Source organism: Coleofasciculus sp. E1-EBD-02 (assembly GCF_040218245.1).
In the GTDB taxonomy this organism is placed as follows: Bacteria; Cyanobacteriota; Cyanobacteriia; order Cyanobacteriales; family Coleofasciculaceae; genus Coleofasciculus.
This window is the reverse complement of record NZ_JAVJQN010000200.1, coordinates 15918-37550: the sequence shown is the minus strand read 5'-3', so window position 1 is coordinate 37550 and position 21633 is coordinate 15918. Positions and strand designations below refer to the sequence as shown.

The following is a 21633-nucleotide window of genomic DNA, read 5'->3' as shown; positions in this document are numbered from 1 at the left end:
GTGTGGAATCCAGTCATAAAACTTCATGCTTTATTCAGACCAGTTTGTCTGACCGGATGGGATGTGGGTGGCAAGGGGGGGTTCTGGAAGTGCGGGAAGCGCTAATAACGTTTGATATGATGTCCGGCAAATCACCCTTAATAAAAAAGGCCGAAACCCTTGCGGTTACAGCATTGTTATTATGGGCAATTCACCGGACTTGATATGAGGAACAATTCAACCCAATGCTTGGCGATCGCACCCCTGACGTTCTCAGAAGGCAAAATAGTAGATACAACACAACAGGAGCCAGAGATGACACTCAATGAACTCTTGCCAGCCATTCATCAACTCAACCCTACCGACAAGCAAAAACTGTTCGAGCTTCTCGATCGCGAACTGCACCCAACCCCCCACACACCCGCCCCAAAACTTCAACCCGAAAACTTTGAAAACGAAGGTCAGTGGCTCATCGCAGTCTTTGAGCGACACTTCAGCCAGATCGAACCCAACGAAATTCTCATCGAGCCACGGGAACCCATTCGAGTTGACGAAACCCTGTTTGGCGAACCATGAAAATCATTCTCGACACCAACGTCATTTCGGAACTCATTCAGCCCAGGGGTTCGAGCGTCATCCGCGAATGGTTAGCCAGCCAAAACGGTGCATCACTGTACACAACCAGCATTACCCAAGCCGAAATTCTGTACGGTATTCAAATTCTTCCAGAAGGACAGCGACGACAGAAATTGCTCGACGGAGCATTGATCGTCTTTGAGGATTACTTGGCAGAGCGAATTTTAGCATTCGATCAAAAAGCCGCTGAGCTTTATTCCCAAATAGCAGCTTACCGCAAACAAATCGGTCGCCCCATCTCACAATTTGATGCACAAATTGCAGCCATTTGCCGAGTTCACCAGGCAACATTAGCGACCCGCAACATACACGACTTTTTGGATTGTGGAATTGATTTGGTTAATCCGTGGGAAGCCAAGCGATGAACTGCTTTCCTCTCTGAGATGTGGGTGGGGGCAAGAAACCGGGTTTCTGCGATAGATTTCGGTGAGGATGCAGAGATTGCCATAGAAACCTTGGTAGTCAGCGCTATAGTGTTTATGGCGAAGACAGCGCAACTACGAACTTCACACGAATTTAACTTAAGGCGTGGGACGTTCGCTTATTGAACACTGTGGTTAAATGCTTGGAATTGTTCCTGAGTTATCCGCCCGGCTTGATACAGGGTTTGGGTAATTTCTGAAATCGTTAATACGGAATGCGCCTGATAACCATTGTCCCTCAACCTATCTTTCACTCCACCTTCATGATCAATAAATACGACAATATCCTGCACATTTAATCCCCCTGTCTCCAACTTCGCTGCGCCTTCCATCACACTCTTCCCACTAATCAAAATATCATCCACCACTACTACCGTTTCCCCTGGCTCAAAGTGACCCTCTATCACCCGTCGCGTCCCATGGGCTTTCACTTCCTTGCGGGGAAAAATCATCGGGTGATGCAGACGCAGGGATAACCCGGTTGCTGTGGGTAATGACCCATAAGGAATCCCGGAAATCCGGTCAAAGGTTAAACCTTGCAGAATCTCGGCATAAGCACTCAGCATTAGATGGAAAAGTTGGGGATTGGAAATCACTTTCCGCAAATCAATATAGTAGGGAAAAACGGCTCCAGATGCTTGGACAAATTCACCAAATAGAATGCAGCCCATGTCATAAAGTTGGAGGATTAAATCTTGATGGGGATGTTGTTCGAGAAAACAGACATCGGGCATCCACAAATCACAAGCAGAACCCGCTTGAATCTTTTTCCCTCTTGCCTGATTAATCTCCTCTCGCAGAGGTTGTATCGCGGCGGCGGGTTCTTCTGTGGCTAACATATCTTGGGGAACGGGAATTAATAACCCCTCACCATTGGCATTTAACCCAGCGGCTAAAATTTGGTTCAGTTCAGCCCCTCCCTCCGCCCAGATACTCCGGGCTAAAATTAAGCGTTCTGGGGCAATTGCCCGAATTTTTGCCAATATGTCTGGAGAGGTTGTACCAACTTCTAGGGCTAAATCTTCGGGTGCGCCCCAGGCTTTGGCTTCTTTAACTACTTGCAGATAAAGGGGTGTTTGGGGTTGGGGATACTGCTGGATAGCGACAGCCGCCGGATTGGAGGTGCAACAGAGAATAAAGACGGCTTTACCGGGATAAATTAAAAAGGGTGCAACATGGTCTTGTCCAGAATAAGGACTCAGCGTAACCGCATCAACCCGCGATCGCGTAAAAATGGTTTCGGCAAAGACGGTGCTAGTGTTTAGGTCACCATGTTTGGCATCTAAAATAACCGGGATGGAGTCAGGAATCGCTGCGAGTGTCTGTTCTAATAAATTGAGTCCCGGTGCGCCCAACGCTTTGTAAAAGCCAAATGTGGGCTTATAGGCGCAGACTAAATCGGCGGTTTGCTGGATGATTACGTGCAACCAATCCCTTAACCCATCCATCAGATCACCGGAGTGTTCTCCAGTGGAGTAACGCTTGGGCATCATTTCTGGGTTAGGATCGAGTCCGACTACCAGTAAACTTTGATTTTGGGCGATCGCATGATTGAGTTTCTCAAAAAAGCTCATTGGACTTTGCCCTTGGCGGGTAGGGAATAGGTTTTAATCACATACTCCAATAATCCCTCGCAAGCATCGAGGAGTAAATCAATCACTTGGTTAAATCCCTCTGGACCCCCATAATAGGGATCAGGAACGTCTCGTATCCGATGACGAGTGGCAAAATCACACATTAATCGCACTTTATCCCGATACTTCCCCGTCGCATCTAGGAACAGAATGTCGCGTAAATTCTCCCGATCCATCGCCAAAATCAGGTCAAACGCTTCAAAGTCAGGGATTTGAAACTGTCGGGCTTTTCCCTTGAGGATGATTCCCCGTTGGCTGGCGGCGAGAGTCATGCGTTCATCGGGAGGAGAACCAATATGATAATCACCTGTTCCCGCTGAGTCGCAGACAATGCTCTCCTGAAGTCCCGCTTGCTCAATTAAGTGATTCATAATGTTCTCGGCGGAGGGAGAACGGCAAATATTACCAAGGCAGACAAAGAGTAGCTTGCAGGGCATCGGTATAATGGATAGTTCTGTACAACTATGGATTTTAACCCGCGCTCAGATGTAACCCTCACATTTTAATGTCAGTCTGATAACCCGATCCGTGTTAAGTTTAGCAACGCAGCCGCCTGATTCTGTGATGATTTGAGGAAAGTATTTGATGTTCAAGTCGCGCCGCCGTCGCACCTACCGTAAGCGCCGCCGCCCCTTCCCATTGCTCACGATCATTTTGGCGATTCCGATTGTCTTGATTCTCCTAGAATTGTCCACTCGGCTGTTGGTGGGTGTCATGGGCAAAACCGCTGAGTTAGCTGCTTACGAGGGTGAACCAGCGATCGTGAATGTTTACCGCCTCAAGTTTTTGAATGAATATGATCAGCCTTACGAGGGGTTATCTGAACAGGGGCGACTTGCTGCCCACCGGAGTCTTGCTGTAGGGTATCAGCTTGAAGGTGAGCAAACCAGCAATTTTTGGCAGATTAATCCCCAAGGATTCCGCGACACTGAACCTGTTCCCCTAGACAAACCCAACAATGAATTTCGGATTTTTTTGCTGGGCGGATCAACCGCATTCGGTCAATGGAATCCCAGTAATCAAGCCACGATCGCGGCTCAACTGGAAGCGCGTCTGAAGGAACGGGTTGCTCAACAGCAGCGTTCTCCGGAGAAATATAGACCGACAGATTTGCCCTTCTATAAACCGGATTTAGAAAAGGCGTTGGCGTTACCTCCTAAGATTAAAGATGGTCAATATCGGGTGATTAATGCGGCTGTACCTGGGTATGCATCGGGGAATGAATTGGCTCAGTTAGCGTTGCAAATTTTGCCCTACCAACCGGATGCGATCATGGTTTTGGATGGATACATGGACTTGCTCCTACCGAGCGATCGCATGGCAACGGACATTCCCCATATTGAAACCTTTCTTAGTAATGCCTCTGGGCATTTTTGGACGCACCTCTCCCAAGAGTTAACCTCTGTGGTGACAAATACCTATCTGGTGAAAGCCATCCAATACTGGATAGTACGTCCTCAACCCTCGGTGAGTCGGCTGAGTTTAGCAGCGTTGAATGGTACAGCCCACCTAGCCAACTATCTTCCTGCTGACCCAGAGGAACTGCAAGAACGAGTTACCCGTTATCGCGATCGCCACAAGCAAATGATTCGCTTGGCAACTGGGGCATCTGTTCCTTTAATTATCGCCGTACAACCCGAAATTACGGGTCGTGGGGGTAACCAACAGATTTCACTCAGAGAGCAGGAAATTTTGGTTGAATTAGGAGCAGATTATCAGACACGAATCCAAGATGGCTATGTTGCTTTAGCTAAATCACTGGATCAGCTTCAAAGCTGGTATCCCGAAAATGTGAAAACGCTGAACTTCTACGATGTTTATAACGATTTTTCTGATCGGGCGTTTTGGGATGCCATTCATTTGACTGAAGAAGCCAACCGCATCTTATCTGAGCGCTTATACCAAACGCTGACGGCTTCATCTGAGCTACAAGTGCCACCGTCTCGACCTATACCTTAGTTTGAAGGATTGGAGAAATGGGGAAGGAAAAGATTAAAAATTCCGTAGGGTGGGCATTGCCCACCAGCATGCTGTTCCCGGTTCCCTAATCTCAACCGTTCACTTTAGATTGTAAGAACTCAATTGAGGAGACAGATGAAATGACCTTTGCCGAATCCCGCAGTGACACCGTTCCCGTTGAACTTCCCAATGGGGCGATCGCTTTCTTTGAGGTGACAACGACGGGGCGAGAGGATGTCAGCTTTGACGCCAAGCAGTTTCAGCCTGTTGCTGATGCGATCGAGGGGGTAGTACAGATGGTCGCCGCACCCCTGAAAAAAGCTAGACCGAGGAAGGCGACGGTAAAATTTGGTATGGAAATGGCGATCGAGGCGGGACAATTAACGGCAGTGATTGTCAAAGGATCGGGTAAAGCGAATCTGGAAATCACGTTGGAATGGGAAGCCCAGCCTAAACCGTAAACCCTGAGGGGGTGACAAGGAACTTGAAGGTACTACTGGGTGTAGGGTGTAGGGTGTAGGGTGTAGGGTGTAGGGTGTAGGGAAAAATTGACGCTTCGACTCCGCTCACTTCGACTCCGCTCAGCGTTGAACTTTACTCAGGGAGTCACCAAAAACTCTATTGCTTATTCATTTTGACCCTGAAGTCCTTCTGGTTGACGGCGTTGCCTCGCCAGAAAGAGCACTTGCTCCTTACCCTATCTCCTCTTATGGGCTTTTGTGTTCCTTACCGATTTACCCCACACCCCACACCCCATACCCCATACCCTGCCTACCTTTGACTTAGTTTGTCACCCCTTCAGCCGTAAACCATGAGTCGCGTCGAGAATCTGCTGCAACAATGCACGGTGAAGCTTTCCCTTCCCGGAGGTTGGGGGACAGGCTTTTTTGTCGCTCCAGAATGGATTCTCACTTGCGCTCATGTGGTCAAAGGGGCGAAGGGTGAACCGATTCAGGTACGCTGGCAGATGCAGCAGAATTGGTCACAGGCGGTAGTAGAGGAATCGCTTCCTGATCCTTATGATTTAGCGCTGTTGCGGGTGACGCTTCCTACTGATGCTAATCCGCCTTGTGTGTATTTGGATGGGGCGATTCAATCCCGTGATCCACTCTATCTATTTGGTTATCCTGATCGAGAGTTTGACAATGGCTGTCCGGTAACGTTTAACTGTGAAGGGTTCACAGGGGATGAGCCAGGATTAATTAAGTTTAAATTGGGACAAGTGCGACCAGGGATGAGTGGCGCACCGTTGCTGAATCAGCGAACAGGTAAGGTTTGTGGGATGGTTAAGTTTACCCGCGATCGCTCGTTTGATTTAGGGGGTGGCGCTGTACCAACGACGGCGATTCTGGAGCAGTTCCCTCAATTGCGAGAGTTTCAGCAGCAGTTTCATCAACGCGATCGGCGCTGGCGGGATTTAGTTCTCAAGCTGTCTGAAATCGATGTTCAGCCCTATTTAACCGCAATTACCACTAAATATGAGAAGTGGTGGCAACTTTACACATTAACCGATGCCGAAAGCAAAAAACGGCAATCTCAGGATGTGACACCGATTTTTGACTTCGGGTTGATTGTGCAGAGGGTGAAAAAGGAGGAGCGAGAACAGCGACAGGAAGAGAAAGAGCGAGAACAGCGACAGGAAAAGAAGGTGGAGCGATTTTCTGTGCTGGAAGGGCTTCGCAAGTATGCCCAGGAGCAGGTTTTGTTAGTCGGGCGTCCGGGATCGGGAAAGTCTACGGCGTTAGCACGATTACTCTTGGAGGAGGCGACGACTCAGAAATCAGAGTTTTTGAACAACTCCGACTTCTCACTCTGCACTCAGGAAGCCCTCACCCCCAGCCCCTCTCCCAATTCTGGGAGAGGGGAGTTAAGGAGGATTCCGGTGTTGGTGGAACTGCGTTACTGGCAAGGTTCAATCACCCAATTAATTCTCAATGCCTTTACTCGAAATGAACTCCCCTTAACGCAAGCACAACTGGAAACGGTGTTATCGCGATCGCTAATCCTCTTGGATGGGGTCAATGAGTTGCCCTCAGAGGAAGCGCGATCGCAGCTTGCTGATTTTCGCCGCAACCATCCCAAAGTGCCGATGATCTTCACCACACGGGATTTGAGTCTGGGGGGAGATTTAGGGATTGAGCAGAAATTAGAAATGCAGCCGCTCACTAAAGCGCAAATGCAGGCGTTTATTCGAGCCTACGTGCCAGAACAAGCGGAGGAAATGCTGCGCCAACTGGGTGAGCGCTTGCGAGACTTTGGGAAAACCCCGTTGCTGCTGTGGATGCTGTGTGACTTGTTTGGGGAGACTCAGACAATTCCAGAGAATTTGGGGTTGGTGTTTCGGTTATTTACTCAGGGATATGAGCGCAACCTGAAACAGGATGTTGTGATTGAGAGCGATCGCGACTGGTGGAAATCAGTGCTGCAACAGTTGGCGTGGGTGATGATGCAGGGAGAGACGCCAACGGAACTACGGGTAGGGATTGCACGGGAAGAGGCAGTACAGGCGATCGCGCAATTTCTCCATGGCAAAGTGGCGTATGGGGAGGATTTTGCCCGCAAGTGTCTGCGGGATTTGCAGAAGTATCATCTGATTCAGGCGGGAACAGGCAATCAGGAGTTAGAGTTTCGCCATCAACTGATTCAGGAATATTACGCAGCCGAGGCATTGTTGGCACGGTTGCCAACGTTGAGTGATGGGGTGCTGAAGCGGGAGTATCTTAACTATCTGAAATGGACAGAGCCAATCGCGTTGATGTTGGCGCTGGTGGATGATCGGCGAGCGGTGCAGGTGGTGCAACTGGCACTGGACGTGGATTTGCGGTTAGGAGCGCGGTTAGCGGGAGAGGTAAAGTTAGAATTTCAGGAGCAGACGGTTGGGTATGTGGAGGCGTTGGATGTACCCGCTTGGTTAAAGGTTCGGCATTTAGGGGAGACGCGATCGGATAGTGCCATTCCGGGTTTGCTCAAACTGTTGGAAGATTCGGATTCTGATGTGCGTAGGAGTGCCGCTGAAGCGTTAGGTAAAATCGGTTCACAGACAGCAATACCTGCCTTGCTCAAACTGCTAGGACATTTTGATTATTCTGTGCGTTGGAGAGCCGCAAAAGCGTTAGGTAAAATCGGTTCACAGACAGCAATACCTGCCTTGCTCAAACTGCTGGAACATTCGGATGCTGATGTGCGTTGTAGGACTGCAGATGCGTTAGGTGAAATCGGTTCAGAAACGGCGATTCCTGCCTTGCTCAAACTGGTGGAAGATTCGGATTGTGATTCTGATGCGCGTTGCAGAGCCGCCAAGGCATTAGGTAATATCGCTTCAGAAACGGCGATTCCTGGTTTGCTCAAACTCGTGGAACATTCTGATTCTGATGTACATAGGAATGCCGCCAAAGCCTTAGGTAAAATCGGTTCACAGGCAGCGATTCCTGCCTTGCTCAAGCTGGTAGAACATTCTGATTCTAATGTGCGTAGGAGAGCTGTCAAGGCATTAGGTCAAACAGGTTCAGAAAAGGCGATTCCTGCCTTACTCAAACTGGTGGAACATTCTGATTATAATGTGCGTAGGAGTGCCGTCAAGGCATTAGGTCAAACAGGTTCAGAAAAGGCGATTCCTGCCTTACTCAAACTGGTGGAACATTCTGATTCTGATGTGCGTAGGAGTGCCGTCGATGCCTTAGGTGAAATCGGTTCACAGACGGCAATTCCTGCCTTGCTCAAACTAGAACATTCTGATTCTGATTCTGATGTGCGTAGGAGTGCCGCCGATGCCTTAGGTAAAATCGGTTCACACAGGGCAATTCCTGCGTTATTAGGGGTGTTTAACCGGATATGATATAAAATGGTAGAGTGGATAATATATCCTCTATCGTTAGCGTTGTCCTCAATGGGTTTGGTAATTCCTAAATATTAAGATGTAATTCTTTTTTAGAGTCCTATGTACTAGAGATCAATATGTTTCATCAAGTAACGCTTAAAAACTTTAGAACCCATACGTTAACCACTGTAGATTTATACCCAATAACACTACTGATTGGCAACAATAATTCGGGTAAAACCAATTTGCTAGCTGGGATACAACATTTCTGCGGTCTGGTTAGGCGTGGTCATCCTAATCATCACATTCGCCATCAAACAGTCATAGCGGCAAGAGATCTTTATCCTCATAGATATAGGCTGGCTCAAGAGGATGAATCCATAGAGTTTTCTATTACATGGTCAAATGACCAGGGGAAAGCTAAATACTCCATGAAATTGTTTAAAGAGGAAAGCCTAAAAGAACAAGCAGCTTGTAAAGAAGAAATAGAGTTTCAGCTCTTCAATTCATCTGAACCTAAGAGGATTAAAAGTGGATACAGTAAGCTTTCAGGTGCAATTAAACTAAGAAAAAACATCGAAGAAGATCAATTATTGACAAATACAGAACAAGAATTATGCAGAAACTTCTTCGATGATTTTGCCAACACATTTAGCTATCACTTTCAGCCAGCTTTTCTCAAAGATTTGTTCACTGTTAGTCAAGATGAAGATGAAAAATATACAGAAAGTGGCTTAGAACCTGAAGACCGTCAAACTCAGACGAAAATAAAAATCCCGTCAAAATTAGGAGGCACGGGTCGTAATCTTCAGACTATCATTAAATATCTAAAAGAAAATGATGAGCGTACATTTACAAGATTTACGGCTTTAATGCGACGGTTTGAACCAAGTTTTCAGGGAGTCAGGTATGATGCTCAATGCTCTCGCCTAGTTTGGGAATTTGATTTAGGGCGTCAAGGAATTGTAGAGGAATTTCCACCAGAGGTTTTGTCAGATGGCTTTATGAAAGCGGCAGCAATTAGTCTTTTAGCTTCTCTGCGGCGCCCTCCAACGTTAATTCTTCTAGAGGAAATTGAAAATGGCATCAATCCTGGCAACATTCAAGAACTAATGAGATGGATATGGCAAATGACATCCCCAAGTTCTGAAGGGTATTCTTCCCAGTTCATCATTACATCCAATAGCCCTTCTGTTCTAAGAGAATTTCATGATCATCTTGATCATGTTTACACAGTTCGTTTAGATAAACGTAGCCGGAGGAGTGATGTCAGCAATCTCAACACATCTCTTGATACCTTAGTTGGAATAGGTACTGTTGAAGGAGAAATTCTAGAACGTGAGGATGGGAAGCGCGTCGTGGAACTTCCTAAATACCAACTGGCAGAACTTTGGTATTCGGGAACAATTGGGTAAAGGCGACACTGATGAGAAATATAGGCATTGTGGGGGATGGAGAAACTGATCGGGCTATTTTCGAGAAGTTTATTCAATGTGTTCTACTTAACGGAACATTCAATACGACGAGTTTTAATATTTGCAAATTAAGTAGACAAACAGTACGAGATTATGTCGATCGTTACTGGAAGTCAGCGACTCGGTCACAGAATTATTATCTACCTAGTGAACCTGCATCTGAACTTCAAAACAATATCACAAATACTTTAGTCGCTGCCTTTTCTGATTTTGAAACTGAAGTGGGTATTGGTGAACTTTCTAATCGAGACATTTTGTTAATTACAACTGATGCAGAGAAGTCTTTATCCAGTCCTGAGGACTATTTTAAAGATTGGAGTTTTAGTATATCTAAAATTTTTATGGGAGCAATAGATAAGTTTTACGCTCTTAAATCGCGAGAAGGCTATCCTTGTCAATATTTACCAGTCCTACTATCTCTAGTCTGCTTTCCTTCTTCTGAAGTTTTTGTGGCGGCTGCCAAAGAACCTCCTATTCAGTACTATGGTAAGAAACCTAAAGAGTTGAAGCAACTCCTCTATGGAACTGATGATTTGCGACGGCTTCGAGATCAAGATTTTGAAGAGAAGGCACTAAACTACATAACACCGGACAGTGTAGACAGAATTTTTAGCTATGTTCCTGAATCAAGACTTTTTATTCAAATGTTATCACTGGGAAAACACGGGGTAGATAGACCAGAATAATGGTGCGTTACGGCGATATTTCCATTAGAAGGATAATAAATATGAGTGATTACGCCTAACGCACCCTACGCTTCTAATTTTTGCCTTGACTCGAATAATGGTGCGTTACGGCGACATTTCCATTAAAAGGACAATAAATAGGAGTGATTACGCCTAACGCACCCTACGGTTATTACAAAGGACATAAGACAAATGACCAATGACGAAGCTTATGCAACTGGATTAAATAATTCATATAAATCTAACATGAAAATTGTAGTTTTCTGCTCATTCTCCTGGAGAATGGCAGCATGACTCACCATCGGTAAGCGACGGTTATATTTAGGTAACTTACGAATTAGGTCAGGATTTAATTCAATCAAATTGGGCGGTTCATCAACGATAATGCCAAAGAGATCCCCTTCTATGGGGTTGGTAATGACTAAAAAGGATTGCAAGTTGGTTGAATTGGCGTCATAGTTAGGATTTAACTGTTCATGTAAATCGACAATCCGAATCGTATAATCTCCTATTTGCAGTAATCCCATGGCATTCCAACCACTCTCATTGGATGGTGTGTTTAGCACTTTTAACACGTTATCCATGGGTAATGACATCAGAGAGTCGCTAATCTTAAAGACGATATATTTTTGGGAGTCAGGGGTCATGGTTCATTGGTTAATAAAGGACAGAATGCAAAAGACAGCCGCACGTTTATCTCTCTATAGGCAAAAATTGATCAGAACGTTCTAACCATCTAAGTATTGATGAATTGCTGTACTTTCTCTAACAACTGAGGTTCGAGAAATGGCTTAGTGATATAATCATTTGCCCCTAACTCAGTGGCAATCAAACGATGCTTTTCGCTACTGCGAGAGGTTAAAATAACAACAGGAATATTCGCTAATACTGGCTCCTGTTGGCGGTATTTGAGAAACTCAAACCCGTTCATGCGCGGCATTTCAATGTCACAAATAACTAACTGAATTTCCCCATAATTTTGCAGTTGTTCAAGGGCTTCATACCCATCCTTTGCCTGGAGAATCTGATAGCCTGCCTTTTGTAAGGTAAAGGTTAAGCTTTGGCGCACGGTAATCGAATCATCGACAATCAGCACCAGTTGGGGCGATCGCCTGGGGGTTGGCGTAGGGGGTGGCGGTTCAGGTGCAGCAGGTAACGCGGCTGGGCGGGAGGGAGATAATTGTCGCTGGTTGCGATCGGATGCAACGGAGGTGGAACCCGTTAAAGCCACCATTGAGGATTGAAAATCAGAGGTAAACTCTGGCGGGGATTTTGCCGTCTGCTGATCAGCAATCGACTGCATTAATGTGGTTCCATCTAGCACCAGGGCTAACCCACCATCTGCCAGAATACAACCACCATACACGTAAGCTGGAGGTGCAATCATCGATCCGAGGGGACGAATCACTAATTCCTGTTCCCCGACAAGCTGGTTGACTTCCAAGCCTAATAGCCGATTCTGACACCGGATTAAAATCACCGACATTTTCGGAGTTTGTTTAACTAAGGGGCGTTGGTCGGGAAAAACTAAGGCTTTCCGTTGAGGAATATGGTAATCTAACACATCTGCCAACGAAAAAATCGGGATCAGTTGCTCATCCTTGCCAGTACCCCATCGCAGCACTTTCCCCTCATCCCAGCAGCGCAGTCGTTCCGGTGGCGGGATAATGATTTGTTCGATCGCATCTGAGAGTAAAGCATAAGTTTGACCTCCCGCCTCCATCAACAGTAGCTTGGCGATGGTCAGATTTAGGGGGATTTGTAGCCGAAAGGTTGTTCCATAATACGGTTGAGAATATACTGTCACTGATCCTTGCAGGGATTCCACCTGAGAACGCACCACATCCATGCCAATTCCCCGCCCGGATAAATCACTTAACCCGGAAGCCGTGGAAAAGCCGGGTTCAAACAGAAACTCCGCGAGTTCAGCAGGTGACAACTGTCTGGCTTTTTCCGCGTCAATTAAGCGCTGTTCCACCGCCCGTTGGCGAATCTTCTCAAAGTTTAACCCTTGCCCATCATCGCGAACTTCAATCACTAAATATCGATTCTGGTGATAGGCATCAATGGCAATAGTACCCTGACGGGTTTTGCCGGATTCTTGGCGAACCTCTGGCGACTCAATCCCATGATCAAAGGCATTTCGGATCAGATGCAGTAAGGGGTCATAGAGTTTCTGCACCACCACTTTATCCACTAATACCTCTGTCCCATCCATGTAGAGTTCCACAGATTTATTGTGGGTGACTTCTAACTGTTGTAGCACTCGCGGAAACCGTCTAAATAAGGTTCCCAATGGTAACAGTCGCGCCTCCATCAATGTGTCACGGATACTGGTTAGCAGTCGCCGTTGTTTGTCAAACGTTTGATTAAATTGACTGGCAAAAACTTCAATTGACTCCGTTGCTTCCGTGAGTTGGGCGGTATCATCCATCAACGACTGGATTAAAAGCTGCGGTTCGTTATAACTATCCAGTTCTAACGAGTCAAATTGATTCGGGATTGTCGTCTGGGGATTTTGCCAAGCTAATGACGGGTTTTCGTTGATCCAGTCTCGACGCCTTTTTCCCCGGAGACTCATCCGTTTTTGTTGCGATCGATGCAATTGACGGTCATGCCAATCTTGCAACTCATCCAAGAGTTGTTGATGCTGTTGCAGCCGACTTAATACCAAACGAACCGCTGATTGCAATTGCTCATCCTGGAGGGATTGGCGATTTTGGTAGGTTAAGAGTTCCCCTACAGCATAATTCAAATGTTCTAAATGATCAATATTCACCCGCACCGTTTGCGGCTGCGTTTCCGGAACAGATTCTTGTTGTACCCGTGGCGAAGGTAAAACATAATCCATTAACGGTTCTTCCGCCTCTACTGGAGGAGTCGGTACAGATTCTGGGATTGAGTCCTGAAAATTATTGGCTGGAGTCTTGAAGACGGGAAACACTTCTTCGGATTCCGATTCAGATTCTACCTGAACATCCTCCTCCGTTGTTGATTCGGAAACCGAGATATTTCCCCAAACACTATCCAATAAATCAGCCGAATCGGGTTCCTCAACCCCTTCTGTCTCCGGTTCAGATACACTATAATCCTCATACTCATTGACATCGATATCCAGTAAAGGCGTCAAATCCGTCGCATCCAGTTGAAAATCTGCCGAATCAGTGATCGGACGTTGCGAAAACTCCTCATCGGGGTAAGCTGAATCCGCTGCATTTGTATCAGACGTCGCAAAATCTGCACTAACCTCTGGATCACTCAGATCCCCTTCCCACACCTGCTGTGGTGCGGCTTCCAGCGGCGCATGATCGGGAATAGCATCCAGCATCCCCGCCAATTCTTGCAGGGATTGAGAGGGTTGACCCCCTTGAGTGCGATCGCCATTCAACACCGCCTTTTGTCCCGCTTGCAAATCAGCTAGGGCGATCTGAGTAATCATTTCCGCCTGATCCGGATAATTCTCCAACGCCGCGATCGCACTACTGGCAATCGCCGCAAATCCCGGTAAATTCATCGATTCCGCCACACCCAGCAACACCTCCGCCTGCGATCGCAAGGTGTCCGCCATCACAGACGGATCATTACTCGCCAAAGCCTCAGTAATTTGATCTAACCGCTGACTCACCCCCACCTCAAAAATGGATTGAGTGACATCAAATCCCAACTCCAACGAACTCGGAATATTCGCTTGTTGATCAAAACAATCACCCAGCTTTTCCTGCAACTTAGCAAACACCGCCGCCGTGCGATCGAGAACTTCCGCCTCATTAATCTTTCCCCCCATCACTTCCGCCGTCAGGGGTAAGCGCAGACATTCATAGCCTTCAAACAGTAACGCCTCCACCTCCGCATCAATCACGACATCGGGATTAAACAGAGTTTTAAAAATATCCTCCAACGAGTGAGCCACCGTTTTAATCGTGTCCAACTCCACACTCGCCGCCGCACCTTTTAGGGTGTGAGTGGTTCGCATTAAATGGTGGACTTTATTAACACTAAAATTAACCCGTAAATCGAGTAATTCTTGTTCGATAATACCCATAAGTTCTGGCGCTTCTTCCAGGAAATATTGGTAACTTTGTTCACGGATATTTGGATCATTCATGGGAAAACTGTTGGATTGCGAGGGATGTAGGGGCGGGTTTTACCGCATTGGTGTCAACTTAAGCGCTAAAAGCAGGGGAAGCAGAGGAAGCAGGGGAAGCAGAGGGAGCAGGGGGAGCAGGGGGAGCAGGGGAAGCAGGGGAAGCAGGGGAAGCAGGGGGAGCAGGGGAAGCAGGGGAAGCAGGGGGAGCAGGGGAAGCTCTTGAAGTAGAGATACTTTCGCCTGCCAAGTTCGATAAGGAAATGCCTCGGAGCGAGGCTATGTCTGCCTTTAATGGCTGTAAGCCAGAAGTAGCAATGGTTGTGGCTTAAGTTGACACGGATGGTTTTACCGATAACCCTGAAGGAGTGACAATGCGTCTAAAACCTTTTAAAATCAGGTTTTGAGCGACATTAGTATCTCCAAAGATAAATCCTTATTGACAGATGAAGACCACCCGATGAGATATAGTCAAGCGAAGCGTTGCGCGGGGGGTATGGGGGAGGCGCTCGTCCCCCATCGGGGGGTCTGGGGGGCTGGTCCCCCAGAAACAAACTCCTATTTTTGACCCTATCTGTGACAAGAAGAAATGGGCTAAAAGCAGGATGGCTCAACACTTCAGCTAGCTTATCACCCCGTCAGCCAGCCCTGACTAAATGGTTGGGTTTAGGGGCGGGTTTACTCACATCTGGGTGAGAGAAAAAACGATAGTTGTGAAACCCGCCCCTACAGCATCAATGACCAATGACCAATGACATAAGACAAATGACCAATGACCAATGACCAATGACCAATGACAGACTATTCAACCTTGAACTGATCCGCACTCATTTGCAGATTTTGCGCCATCGTCAACAAACCTTGGAACGATGAAGACATCTCCATCGAATTTTCCGCCGTTTGATTAGCAATCGTCGCCACCTGAGTCATGGTTCGGGTAACCGACTGTAACTCCTGACTCTGAACTTGAGTCGCTTGAGTAATTCCCGCTACCACCTGACTAATCTGACTCGTAGCTTCCACGATCGCATACAAATACTCCCGCGCTTCGTTCACCTGGTTTGTACCCGATGCCACCTGCTGAATCCCCGTTTCCATAACCGATGACACCTCAGCCGTACCCATCTGGATTTCCTGCACCAATTGGGCAATCTCCGTCGTCGCTTCCGCCGATTGACGCGCCAGAGAACGGACTTCATCCGCAACCACGACGAATCCTCGTCCATACTCACCCGCGCGGGTGGCTTCAATGGAGGCGTTCAACGCCAACAACTGGGTTTGGGTGGTAAAGTTACTAATCAAATTCACCACTCGCGACACCTTCTGCGTCGATTCACTCAAACGCTTCAGCCGCTTACTGGTTTCCGCCACGGTTTCCCGGATATCCATAATCCCATCCACCGTGCGGTTCATCGCCTCATCCCCAGCTTGAACCGTTTTGTTCGCCTGTTGCACCGCTTCTTCCACCTGTTGAGCGCTAGCCCCCACCGCTTCGGTAGAATTCACCATCATCTGAATCTGTTCCAGGGTTTGTTCCAGCGCCTGGAACTGGCGTTGGGCTTGTTGGGCTAATCCCGAAATCGCGGTTTCACTGGCTTGGGAGGTTTGTGCCACTTGGCGCGAGGATTGCTGCACCTGTTGGACAATCGCCCGCAGACTTTGCAGGGTATTGTTATAGGCATCCGCCACCGTTCCCACTTCATCTTCGGTAATTGGCGCTCGTACCGTCAGATCCCCTTGTAACGCCGGACGTACTGCCATTAGCAGTTGAATTACCCCCTGTTGTAATTCTTCCTTCGCCGCTTTCTCCCGTTGCGCCGCCTCCCTCAATTGTTGGGACTGTTCCTGAACCTGTTCCAAGGATTGCGCTTGCTGGAGAGCAATCCCTAACTGAGTTGCCATCTGCGCCAAGAGTTTGACCTCGCCCTCTTCCCAGGTACGCGGTTCATTATTTTGATACACCCCCAGCAATCCCCAAAGTTGTTCCCCTTGGAATAGGGGGGCGATGATGTAAGCCTGCGCTCCCCACTGCTGCAACATCTCCCGGTTAAACGTCAACTCCGTGGCTTGGCTAATGTCATTCACCGCCGTAGTCTGATTTTGGCGATACACACCACCCTCACTTTGTTGCAACACCGGATCACTCACCTTTGCCAGTTGGGTACCGACAACCTTGACGTAGGAACCCCCCACATCTTCAAGCACCAATTCCCCACTCCAATCAGAATTAAAGCGATAAACCGCCACCCGATCCGTATTCAGCAGGAGTCGCAGTTCCTGACTCGTCGCCTGCAACAGAACCTCTGGGTTCAAGGTTCCTTTCTGCAAGCGCTCGGCAATCCGTTGTCCGGTTTTATACAGCAGGTTGATAAAGTTACTTTCCCGTTTCGCTAACTGGGCGAATTGATCCGACTGCTGTTGCACCTTCTCCAGGTAGTAGAGGCGTTGTAATGCCGTTCCTACGCCTTGAGCGACTTGGGTCAATGCGGTGATTTCGGTACTCGTCCAGTGCCGAGGTCCAGTATTTTGATACGCACAGAGGATTCCCCATAACTCATCGGCGACGAAAATCGGGGCGAGGGCGTAAGCTTTGACCTCAAACTGTTCTAAAATTTCAACGTGACAATCGGAGTGACCCACGGTATGGATATCATCCACGGCAAAGCTTTCCCGATTCCGATAACGTCCCCCTTGAGTTTCCTGTAAATAGCTATCTTCCCAAACAGTGCGGATATCCGGACCGACTAAGGGTGTCCATCCCGTCGCCACCGACTCCGCCACAAACACGCCACTCCAGTCTGGTTCAAACTGATAAACCGCCGTGCGATCGCACTTGAGTAGTTTCCGCAGTTCACGAGTGGATGTATTGTAGATGGTGGCGATATCCTCGCCATAGCTCAACTTAGTCAGAACACTGGATACGGTTTCCTGAGTTTGGGCAATCGTCGCTAGCTGCGTGGATTGGTCTTGTAACTGGTGCAGGTACTGGGATTGTTTCAGGGCGATGGACAATTGATACGCCACCTGCTTGACAAATTCCACCTCTTGGTTTCTCCACTTGCGTGGACCACTGCACTGGTGAATACAGAGTAATCCCCACAATTCGATCCCTTGCATAACGGGGGCGACTAAATTCCCGCGCACCTGAAATTTGGAGAGGGTATCAATATAACAGGGCGCTAAATTGGCGTGATAGATATCGGCAACTGCCCAAACCCGTCCCTTACGATAATTTTCCGCATGTTTCTCACCAAAACAATGGTCGTCAACTGTGATCGACAGGGCAGAGGGAAAACCTGCCACCACTCGTTCAGACACCATTTCTCCCTGATCAAACCCCGATTCGGGATCAAAGCGATAAATCCCCACGCGATCAGCCCCCAAAAAGGTTTGTAGTTCCCCACAAGCCGTCTGGAAAATCTGATCCAGATCTTGAGACTGGCTAATTTTGCTGATAATTTGAGCCGTGACTCGTTCCAAGTCGGCGGTTTTCAGCAGTTGCTCCGATTTGGCTTGCAATTGCTGCAAATAATCGGCTTGTTGCAGCGCCACCCCCAGTTGAGATGCCACTTGTTTGAGCAGTCGCACTTCACCGTCTTCCCAGTGGCGTGTACTGGTGTTTTGAAAGGCACTGAGTAATCCCCAAAGTTTGTCGTCTTGGAAGATAGACACCACCGCACAGGATTTGACTTGATAGTATTCTAGAGCCTCGATATGACAATCAGTGAGATCCGCATGGTAAATATCATCCACAACGAAGGGTTCATTGTCTCGGAAACATCCTCCGTGGTGTTCGTTGAGATAGGGATCTTCCCAACCACTCCCAACTAACTTGGGAAATCCGCCCGACTCGGATTCACAGATAAAGTCGCCGAAATAGTCATCCCGGAACTTATAAATCGTTACCCGTTCCGCATTCAGCAGTCGCCGCACCTCCTGAGTAGTGGTTTCAAACATCTTGTCAATGTCGAAGGGTTGACGAATCTTATCCACGACTTTGGCTAACGCCCGTTCGCGTTCCGCCTCTTTCGCCTGCTGTTCAGATTGCAGTTGAATCTGATGCACATATTCGGCTTGTTGTAAGGCGACACCGAGTTGGTTGGCAATTTGTTTGAGTAATTGGACTTCGCCTTCTTCCCAATGACGGGTACTGGTGTTTTGAAAGGCACTGAGTAATCCCCACAGTTTTTGCCCTTGGAAAATCGAGACAACGGCGCAGGATTTAACGCCATAGTTTTCTAACGCCTCGACGTGGCAATCGGTGAGATTGGCGGTGTAAATATCATCCACAACCAAGGCTTCATTGTCGAGGAACCGTCCGCCTCGATGGTCGTTGAGATAGGGATCTTCCCAACCACTGCCCACAATTGGAGAAAATCCTCCGCTTTGGGATTCACTGACAAAATCACCGAAATAATCGTCGCGGAATTTATAGATGGTGACGCGCTCAATATTGAGCAGTTTACGCACTTCTTTGGTAGTGGTTTGGAAAATCGTCTCCAAGTCTGTAGTTTGACGAATTTTCTCGATCACCCGGGCGATGGTGCGTTCCCGTTCCGCCGCTTTTGCTAATTGTCCGGTGCGGGCTTGTAAACTGTCCAAATATTCGGCTTGCTGGAGGGCGACACCAAACTGACGCCCGACTAATGCCAGTATGTTAAGCTCTGAAGCGTCCCATTGACGCGGACCGGAGTTTTGGAAGGCGGCGAGTAATCCCCAGAGTTTGTCTCCCTCGAAAATGGGCGCGATCGCGTAGGCTTTTGCCTCAAATTGTTCCAACAGATCGATATGACAGTCAGTCAAACCAGCGGCGTAAATGTCATTCACGCCATTGGTTTCTTCGTTACGATAACGCCCGCCTCGGGTTTCTTGGAGATAGGTATCCTCCCAAACTGTTTGAATATCCGGACCCACTAGGGGAACCCAGCCAGGAGCAACGGATTCAGCGATAAACTCACCACTCCAATCTTGATTAAACCGATACACCGCCACGCGATCGCACTCCAGTTGCTGACGGATTTCCCGGGTGGCGCTGCTAAAGACTTGGGGAATATTCAGCGATCGCAAGATGTTCTTGAGAATTTTCGCCGCGACTTGACCGACAACTTTGGTATTTTTGTTTTGGCTGCGGAGTTGACTAAACAGTTCCCCCGGTTGCAGGTTAAGCGCCAGTTCCGTTGTCACCTGATACAGCAGATTAATTTCGGAGTCTTGGAAGGTGCGGGTTCCGGAACATTGCTGAACAATCAGTAACCCCCAGACTTGTTTACTAAACAGAATCGGTAAACTCAAGCTGGCTTTAACTTGAAACCGTTTCAGCAGTTGCAGTTGATAGGGACTGGTTACGCCTTGATACAGATGACTCAGGGTGACAACCTGTTGCTGCTGATACTCGATTTGACTATTCGCGCCAAAGGTTAACGCGGGTAAGGATTCACCCAAACAGGGAGTATACCCCGCAACCATAGATTCAGCGCGAACCACGCCCTCGGTTTCCGTCTTAAATTGATAAATCAGAACCCGATCAACCTGGAAATGCTCCCGCACTTCTGCCACAGTGGTTTCTAGCAGCGTATCAACGCTTTCAATCGTAGACGCACGACGCATCCGTTGAGCAACCGCTAACAGCCACTGGCGTTGTTCCTGAAAATAGGTTTCGATATTGACACCCATCTCAGGCTGAGACTCATCTGTCACGCGATCGCCATTACTAATTTTATGAGCGGAATCGTTCTCCGCATCAGGGTTGAGTACTTGCTTCGATTGTTCGAGTTCTTGCATAATTTCGATGTGTCTAGTCCTAATATGTCCGCGATCTGCGATCGGAAAAAATGTTGACCCTCCACTTCAGAAAGAGGGCATAGCCTGTGAATGTGTAGGGGCGGGTTTTACCCATAAGATTTAGGAGAAAACCCCTAATTGAACTAAACCCGCCCTGGCTAAATTTTCAATTAGCCCCTAGCATTTTCTTCACTCACGATGCATTTGCCAAAGGGGATAATGGCTAATGGCGTGAATATTCAGTACAATGCCCTGATCTTCAGGGAAGGAACCCAGAATAAACGGCAAAAGTTTAGGCGGAAATACACCCGGAACAGCAGGCTGCAAATGTTGCAAATTGTGGTATTCGATGTCATTAACTTGAGAAACAACAAGTCCGATTGATTGCTCATTCACCTGTACCACTAACACCACCAAAACATCAGCCAATTGCCCTTGTTGGTCTAATGATAAATAGCCCAGCAACTGGCTCAGATCAACTAGCCAAAGCATATCGCCACGCCAGTTGCAGATCCCTAAAACACAACCAGGCATTTCCGGAACAGGCAGAATGTCTCTTACATTGACCCGTAGCACTTCCCCAATTTGTTCCAAGGGCAATAGGGCACTATCTTGGTGACTCATAGGAAAGCGAAGTAACCGCCGCTGTGTTTCTGGGGGTGAAGGTTTAAGGTTGAGTGAATCAAGACTCGTGGTTAAGAGGATTGAGTCAAGTGAATTTGTCATTTTTTAGGGAACAGGGAACAGGGAACAGGGAACAGCAATCAGCTAAACCAGTGTAAATTTATTAATGATTTTCATTAATTCCTGTTGATCGACTGGTTTAGAAATATAGGCATCAGCACCTAGCATTGACCCCCATAACTTATCAGCATCCGTGCCTTTTGTTGAACACATCACCACAGGAATTTTCTTGGTGTCGATGTTTGTTTTAATCTCGCGGCAAAGTTCAAAACCACTTTGACCCGGTAAAATAACATCAAGAATCACTAAATCAGGTTTTTTAGCTTGAAGTTTTATATGGGCTTCCTCTCCACTTGTTACACTCACTACGTTAAATCCGGCTTGTCTTAAATAACGAGTCAGTACCTGGGTTTCTGTTACACTATCTTCCACTAAAAGAACAGTTGTCATAGTTAATCCAATGTTTGCGATACACA

At 47.6% G+C, this 21633-nt stretch carries 14 protein-coding genes; 7 read left to right on the top strand and 7 right to left on the bottom strand.

Going from position 1 to position 21633, the window contains the following annotated elements:
* Positions 1-204: 204 nt before the first annotated feature.
* Together RIC07_RS31105 and RIC07_RS31100 are read left to right on the top strand one after the other, a co-directional pair.
* The gene (locus RIC07_RS31105) at positions 205-555 is read left to right on the top strand and encodes a hypothetical protein (protein ID WP_446377247.1); all 351 of its coding nucleotides are present in this window, start codon (positions 205-207) and stop codon (positions 553-555) included.
* Positions 552-980 (top strand): PIN domain-containing protein, encoded by a 429-nt coding sequence (locus RIC07_RS31100; protein ID WP_446397893.1) that lies wholly within the window; start codon positions 552-554, stop codon positions 978-980. Before RIC07_RS31105 ends, RIC07_RS31100 begins: the two co-directional genes overlap by 4 nt.
* Before the next feature lie 176 nt (positions 981-1156).
* On the opposite strand, the gene RIC07_RS31095 is transcribed toward RIC07_RS31100, so the two are convergent.
* Both RIC07_RS31095 and RIC07_RS31090 read right to left on the bottom strand, forming a co-directional pair.
* Positions 1157-2611: a bifunctional orotidine-5'-phosphate decarboxylase/orotate phosphoribosyltransferase gene (locus tag RIC07_RS31095; protein WP_446397892.1), complete on the bottom strand. Its 1455-nt coding sequence runs from the start codon at positions 2609-2611 to the stop codon at positions 1157-1159.
* Complete coding sequence (locus tag RIC07_RS31090; RefSeq protein WP_446397891.1) at positions 2608-3108, bottom strand: low molecular weight protein-tyrosine-phosphatase; 501 nt, start codon at positions 3106-3108, stop codon at positions 2608-2610. The genes RIC07_RS31095 and RIC07_RS31090 overlap by 4 nt, the downstream gene beginning before the upstream one ends.
* A 148-nt stretch (positions 3109-3256) precedes the next feature.
* Here RIC07_RS31090 and RIC07_RS31085 point away from each other — a divergent pair, with 148 nt between their 5' ends.
* The 5 genes from RIC07_RS31085 (at position 3257) to RIC07_RS31065 (ending at position 10608) form a co-directional block, all read left to right on the top strand.
* Positions 3257-4630, top strand: coding sequence for an SGNH/GDSL hydrolase family protein (locus RIC07_RS31085; RefSeq protein ID WP_446397890.1), 1374 nt, complete (start codon positions 3257-3259; stop codon positions 4628-4630).
* A 140-nt stretch (positions 4631-4770) separates the two neighbouring features.
* Entirely contained in the window at positions 4771-5091 is a 321-nt protein-coding gene (locus tag RIC07_RS31080; protein ID WP_446397889.1) for a CU044_2847 family protein, read from the top strand.
* Between the two features lie 350 nt (positions 5092-5441).
* The gene (locus RIC07_RS31075; RefSeq protein WP_446397888.1) at positions 5442-8465 is read left to right on the top strand and encodes a HEAT repeat domain-containing protein; all 3024 of its coding nucleotides are present in this window, start codon (positions 5442-5444) and stop codon (positions 8463-8465) included.
* Between the two features lie 119 nt (positions 8466-8584).
* Positions 8585-9862: an AAA family ATPase gene (locus RIC07_RS31070; RefSeq protein WP_446397887.1), complete on the top strand. Its 1278-nt coding sequence runs from the start codon at positions 8585-8587 to the stop codon at positions 9860-9862.
* 11 nt (positions 9863-9873) lie between these two features.
* On the top strand, positions 9874-10608 hold the full coding sequence (locus tag RIC07_RS31065; protein ID WP_446397886.1) for a hypothetical protein: 735 nt from the start codon (positions 9874-9876) through the stop codon (positions 10606-10608).
* A gap of 209 nt (positions 10609-10817) precedes the next feature.
* On the opposite strand, the gene RIC07_RS31060 is transcribed toward RIC07_RS31065, so the two are convergent.
* The 5 genes from RIC07_RS31060 to RIC07_RS31040 form a co-directional block, all read right to left on the bottom strand.
* Positions 10818-11255 (bottom strand): chemotaxis protein CheW, encoded by a 438-nt coding sequence (locus RIC07_RS31060; protein WP_446397885.1) that lies wholly within the window; start codon positions 11253-11255, stop codon positions 10818-10820.
* A gap of 89 nt (positions 11256-11344) precedes the next feature.
* The gene (locus tag RIC07_RS31055; protein ID WP_446397884.1) at positions 11345-14713 is read right to left on the bottom strand and encodes a response regulator; all 3369 of its coding nucleotides are present in this window, start codon (positions 14711-14713) and stop codon (positions 11345-11347) included.
* Between the two features lie 780 nt (positions 14714-15493).
* On the bottom strand, positions 15494-20473 hold the full coding sequence (locus tag RIC07_RS31050) for a GAF domain-containing protein (RefSeq protein ID WP_446397883.1): 4980 nt from the start codon (positions 20471-20473) through the stop codon (positions 15494-15496).
* 189 nt (positions 20474-20662) lie between these two features.
* Complete coding sequence (locus RIC07_RS31045; RefSeq protein WP_446397882.1) at positions 20663-21199, bottom strand: chemotaxis protein CheW; 537 nt, start codon at positions 21197-21199, stop codon at positions 20663-20665.
* A gap of 42 nt (positions 21200-21241) precedes the next feature.
* Complete coding sequence (locus tag RIC07_RS31040) at positions 21242-21607, bottom strand: response regulator transcription factor (protein WP_044209958.1); 366 nt, start codon at positions 21605-21607, stop codon at positions 21242-21244.
* Between the last annotated feature and the right edge of the window lie 26 nt (positions 21608-21633).

Bases quoted from the DNA above. Each gene is read 5' to 3' on its own strand.
- RIC07_RS31105 (WP_446377247.1), top strand. From the start codon at position 205: ATGAGGAACAATTCAACCCAATGCTTGGCGATCGCACCCCTGACGTTC.
- RIC07_RS31100 (WP_446397893.1), top strand. From the start codon at position 552: ATGAAAATCATTCTCGACACCAACGTCATTTCGGAACTCATTCAGCCC.
- RIC07_RS31095 (WP_446397892.1), bottom strand. From the start codon at position 2,611: ATGAGCTTTTTTGAGAAACTCAATCATGCGATCGCCCAAAATCAAAGT.
- RIC07_RS31090 (WP_446397891.1), bottom strand. From the start codon at position 3,108: ATGCCCTGCAAGCTACTCTTTGTCTGCCTTGGTAATATTTGCCGTTCT.
- RIC07_RS31085 (WP_446397890.1), top strand. From the start codon at position 3,257: ATGTTCAAGTCGCGCCGCCGTCGCACCTACCGTAAGCGCCGCCGCCCC.
- RIC07_RS31080 (WP_446397889.1), top strand. From the start codon at position 4,771: ATGACCTTTGCCGAATCCCGCAGTGACACCGTTCCCGTTGAACTTCCC.
- RIC07_RS31075 (WP_446397888.1), top strand. From the start codon at position 5,442: ATGAGTCGCGTCGAGAATCTGCTGCAACAATGCACGGTGAAGCTTTCC.
- RIC07_RS31070 (WP_446397887.1), top strand. From the start codon at position 8,585: ATGTTTCATCAAGTAACGCTTAAAAACTTTAGAACCCATACGTTAACC.
- RIC07_RS31065 (WP_446397886.1), top strand. From the start codon at position 9,874: ATGAGAAATATAGGCATTGTGGGGGATGGAGAAACTGATCGGGCTATT.
- RIC07_RS31060 (WP_446397885.1), bottom strand. From the start codon at position 11,255: ATGACCCCTGACTCCCAAAAATATATCGTCTTTAAGATTAGCGACTCT.
- RIC07_RS31055 (WP_446397884.1), bottom strand. From the start codon at position 14,713: ATGAATGATCCAAATATCCGTGAACAAAGTTACCAATATTTCCTGGAA.
- RIC07_RS31050 (WP_446397883.1), bottom strand. From the start codon at position 20,473: ATGCAAGAACTCGAACAATCGAAGCAAGTACTCAACCCTGATGCGGAG.
- RIC07_RS31045 (WP_446397882.1), bottom strand. From the start codon at position 21,199: ATGACAAATTCACTTGACTCAATCCTCTTAACCACGAGTCTTGATTCA.
- RIC07_RS31040 (WP_044209958.1), bottom strand. From the start codon at position 21,607: ATGACAACTGTTCTTTTAGTGGAAGATAGTGTAACAGAAACCCAGGTA.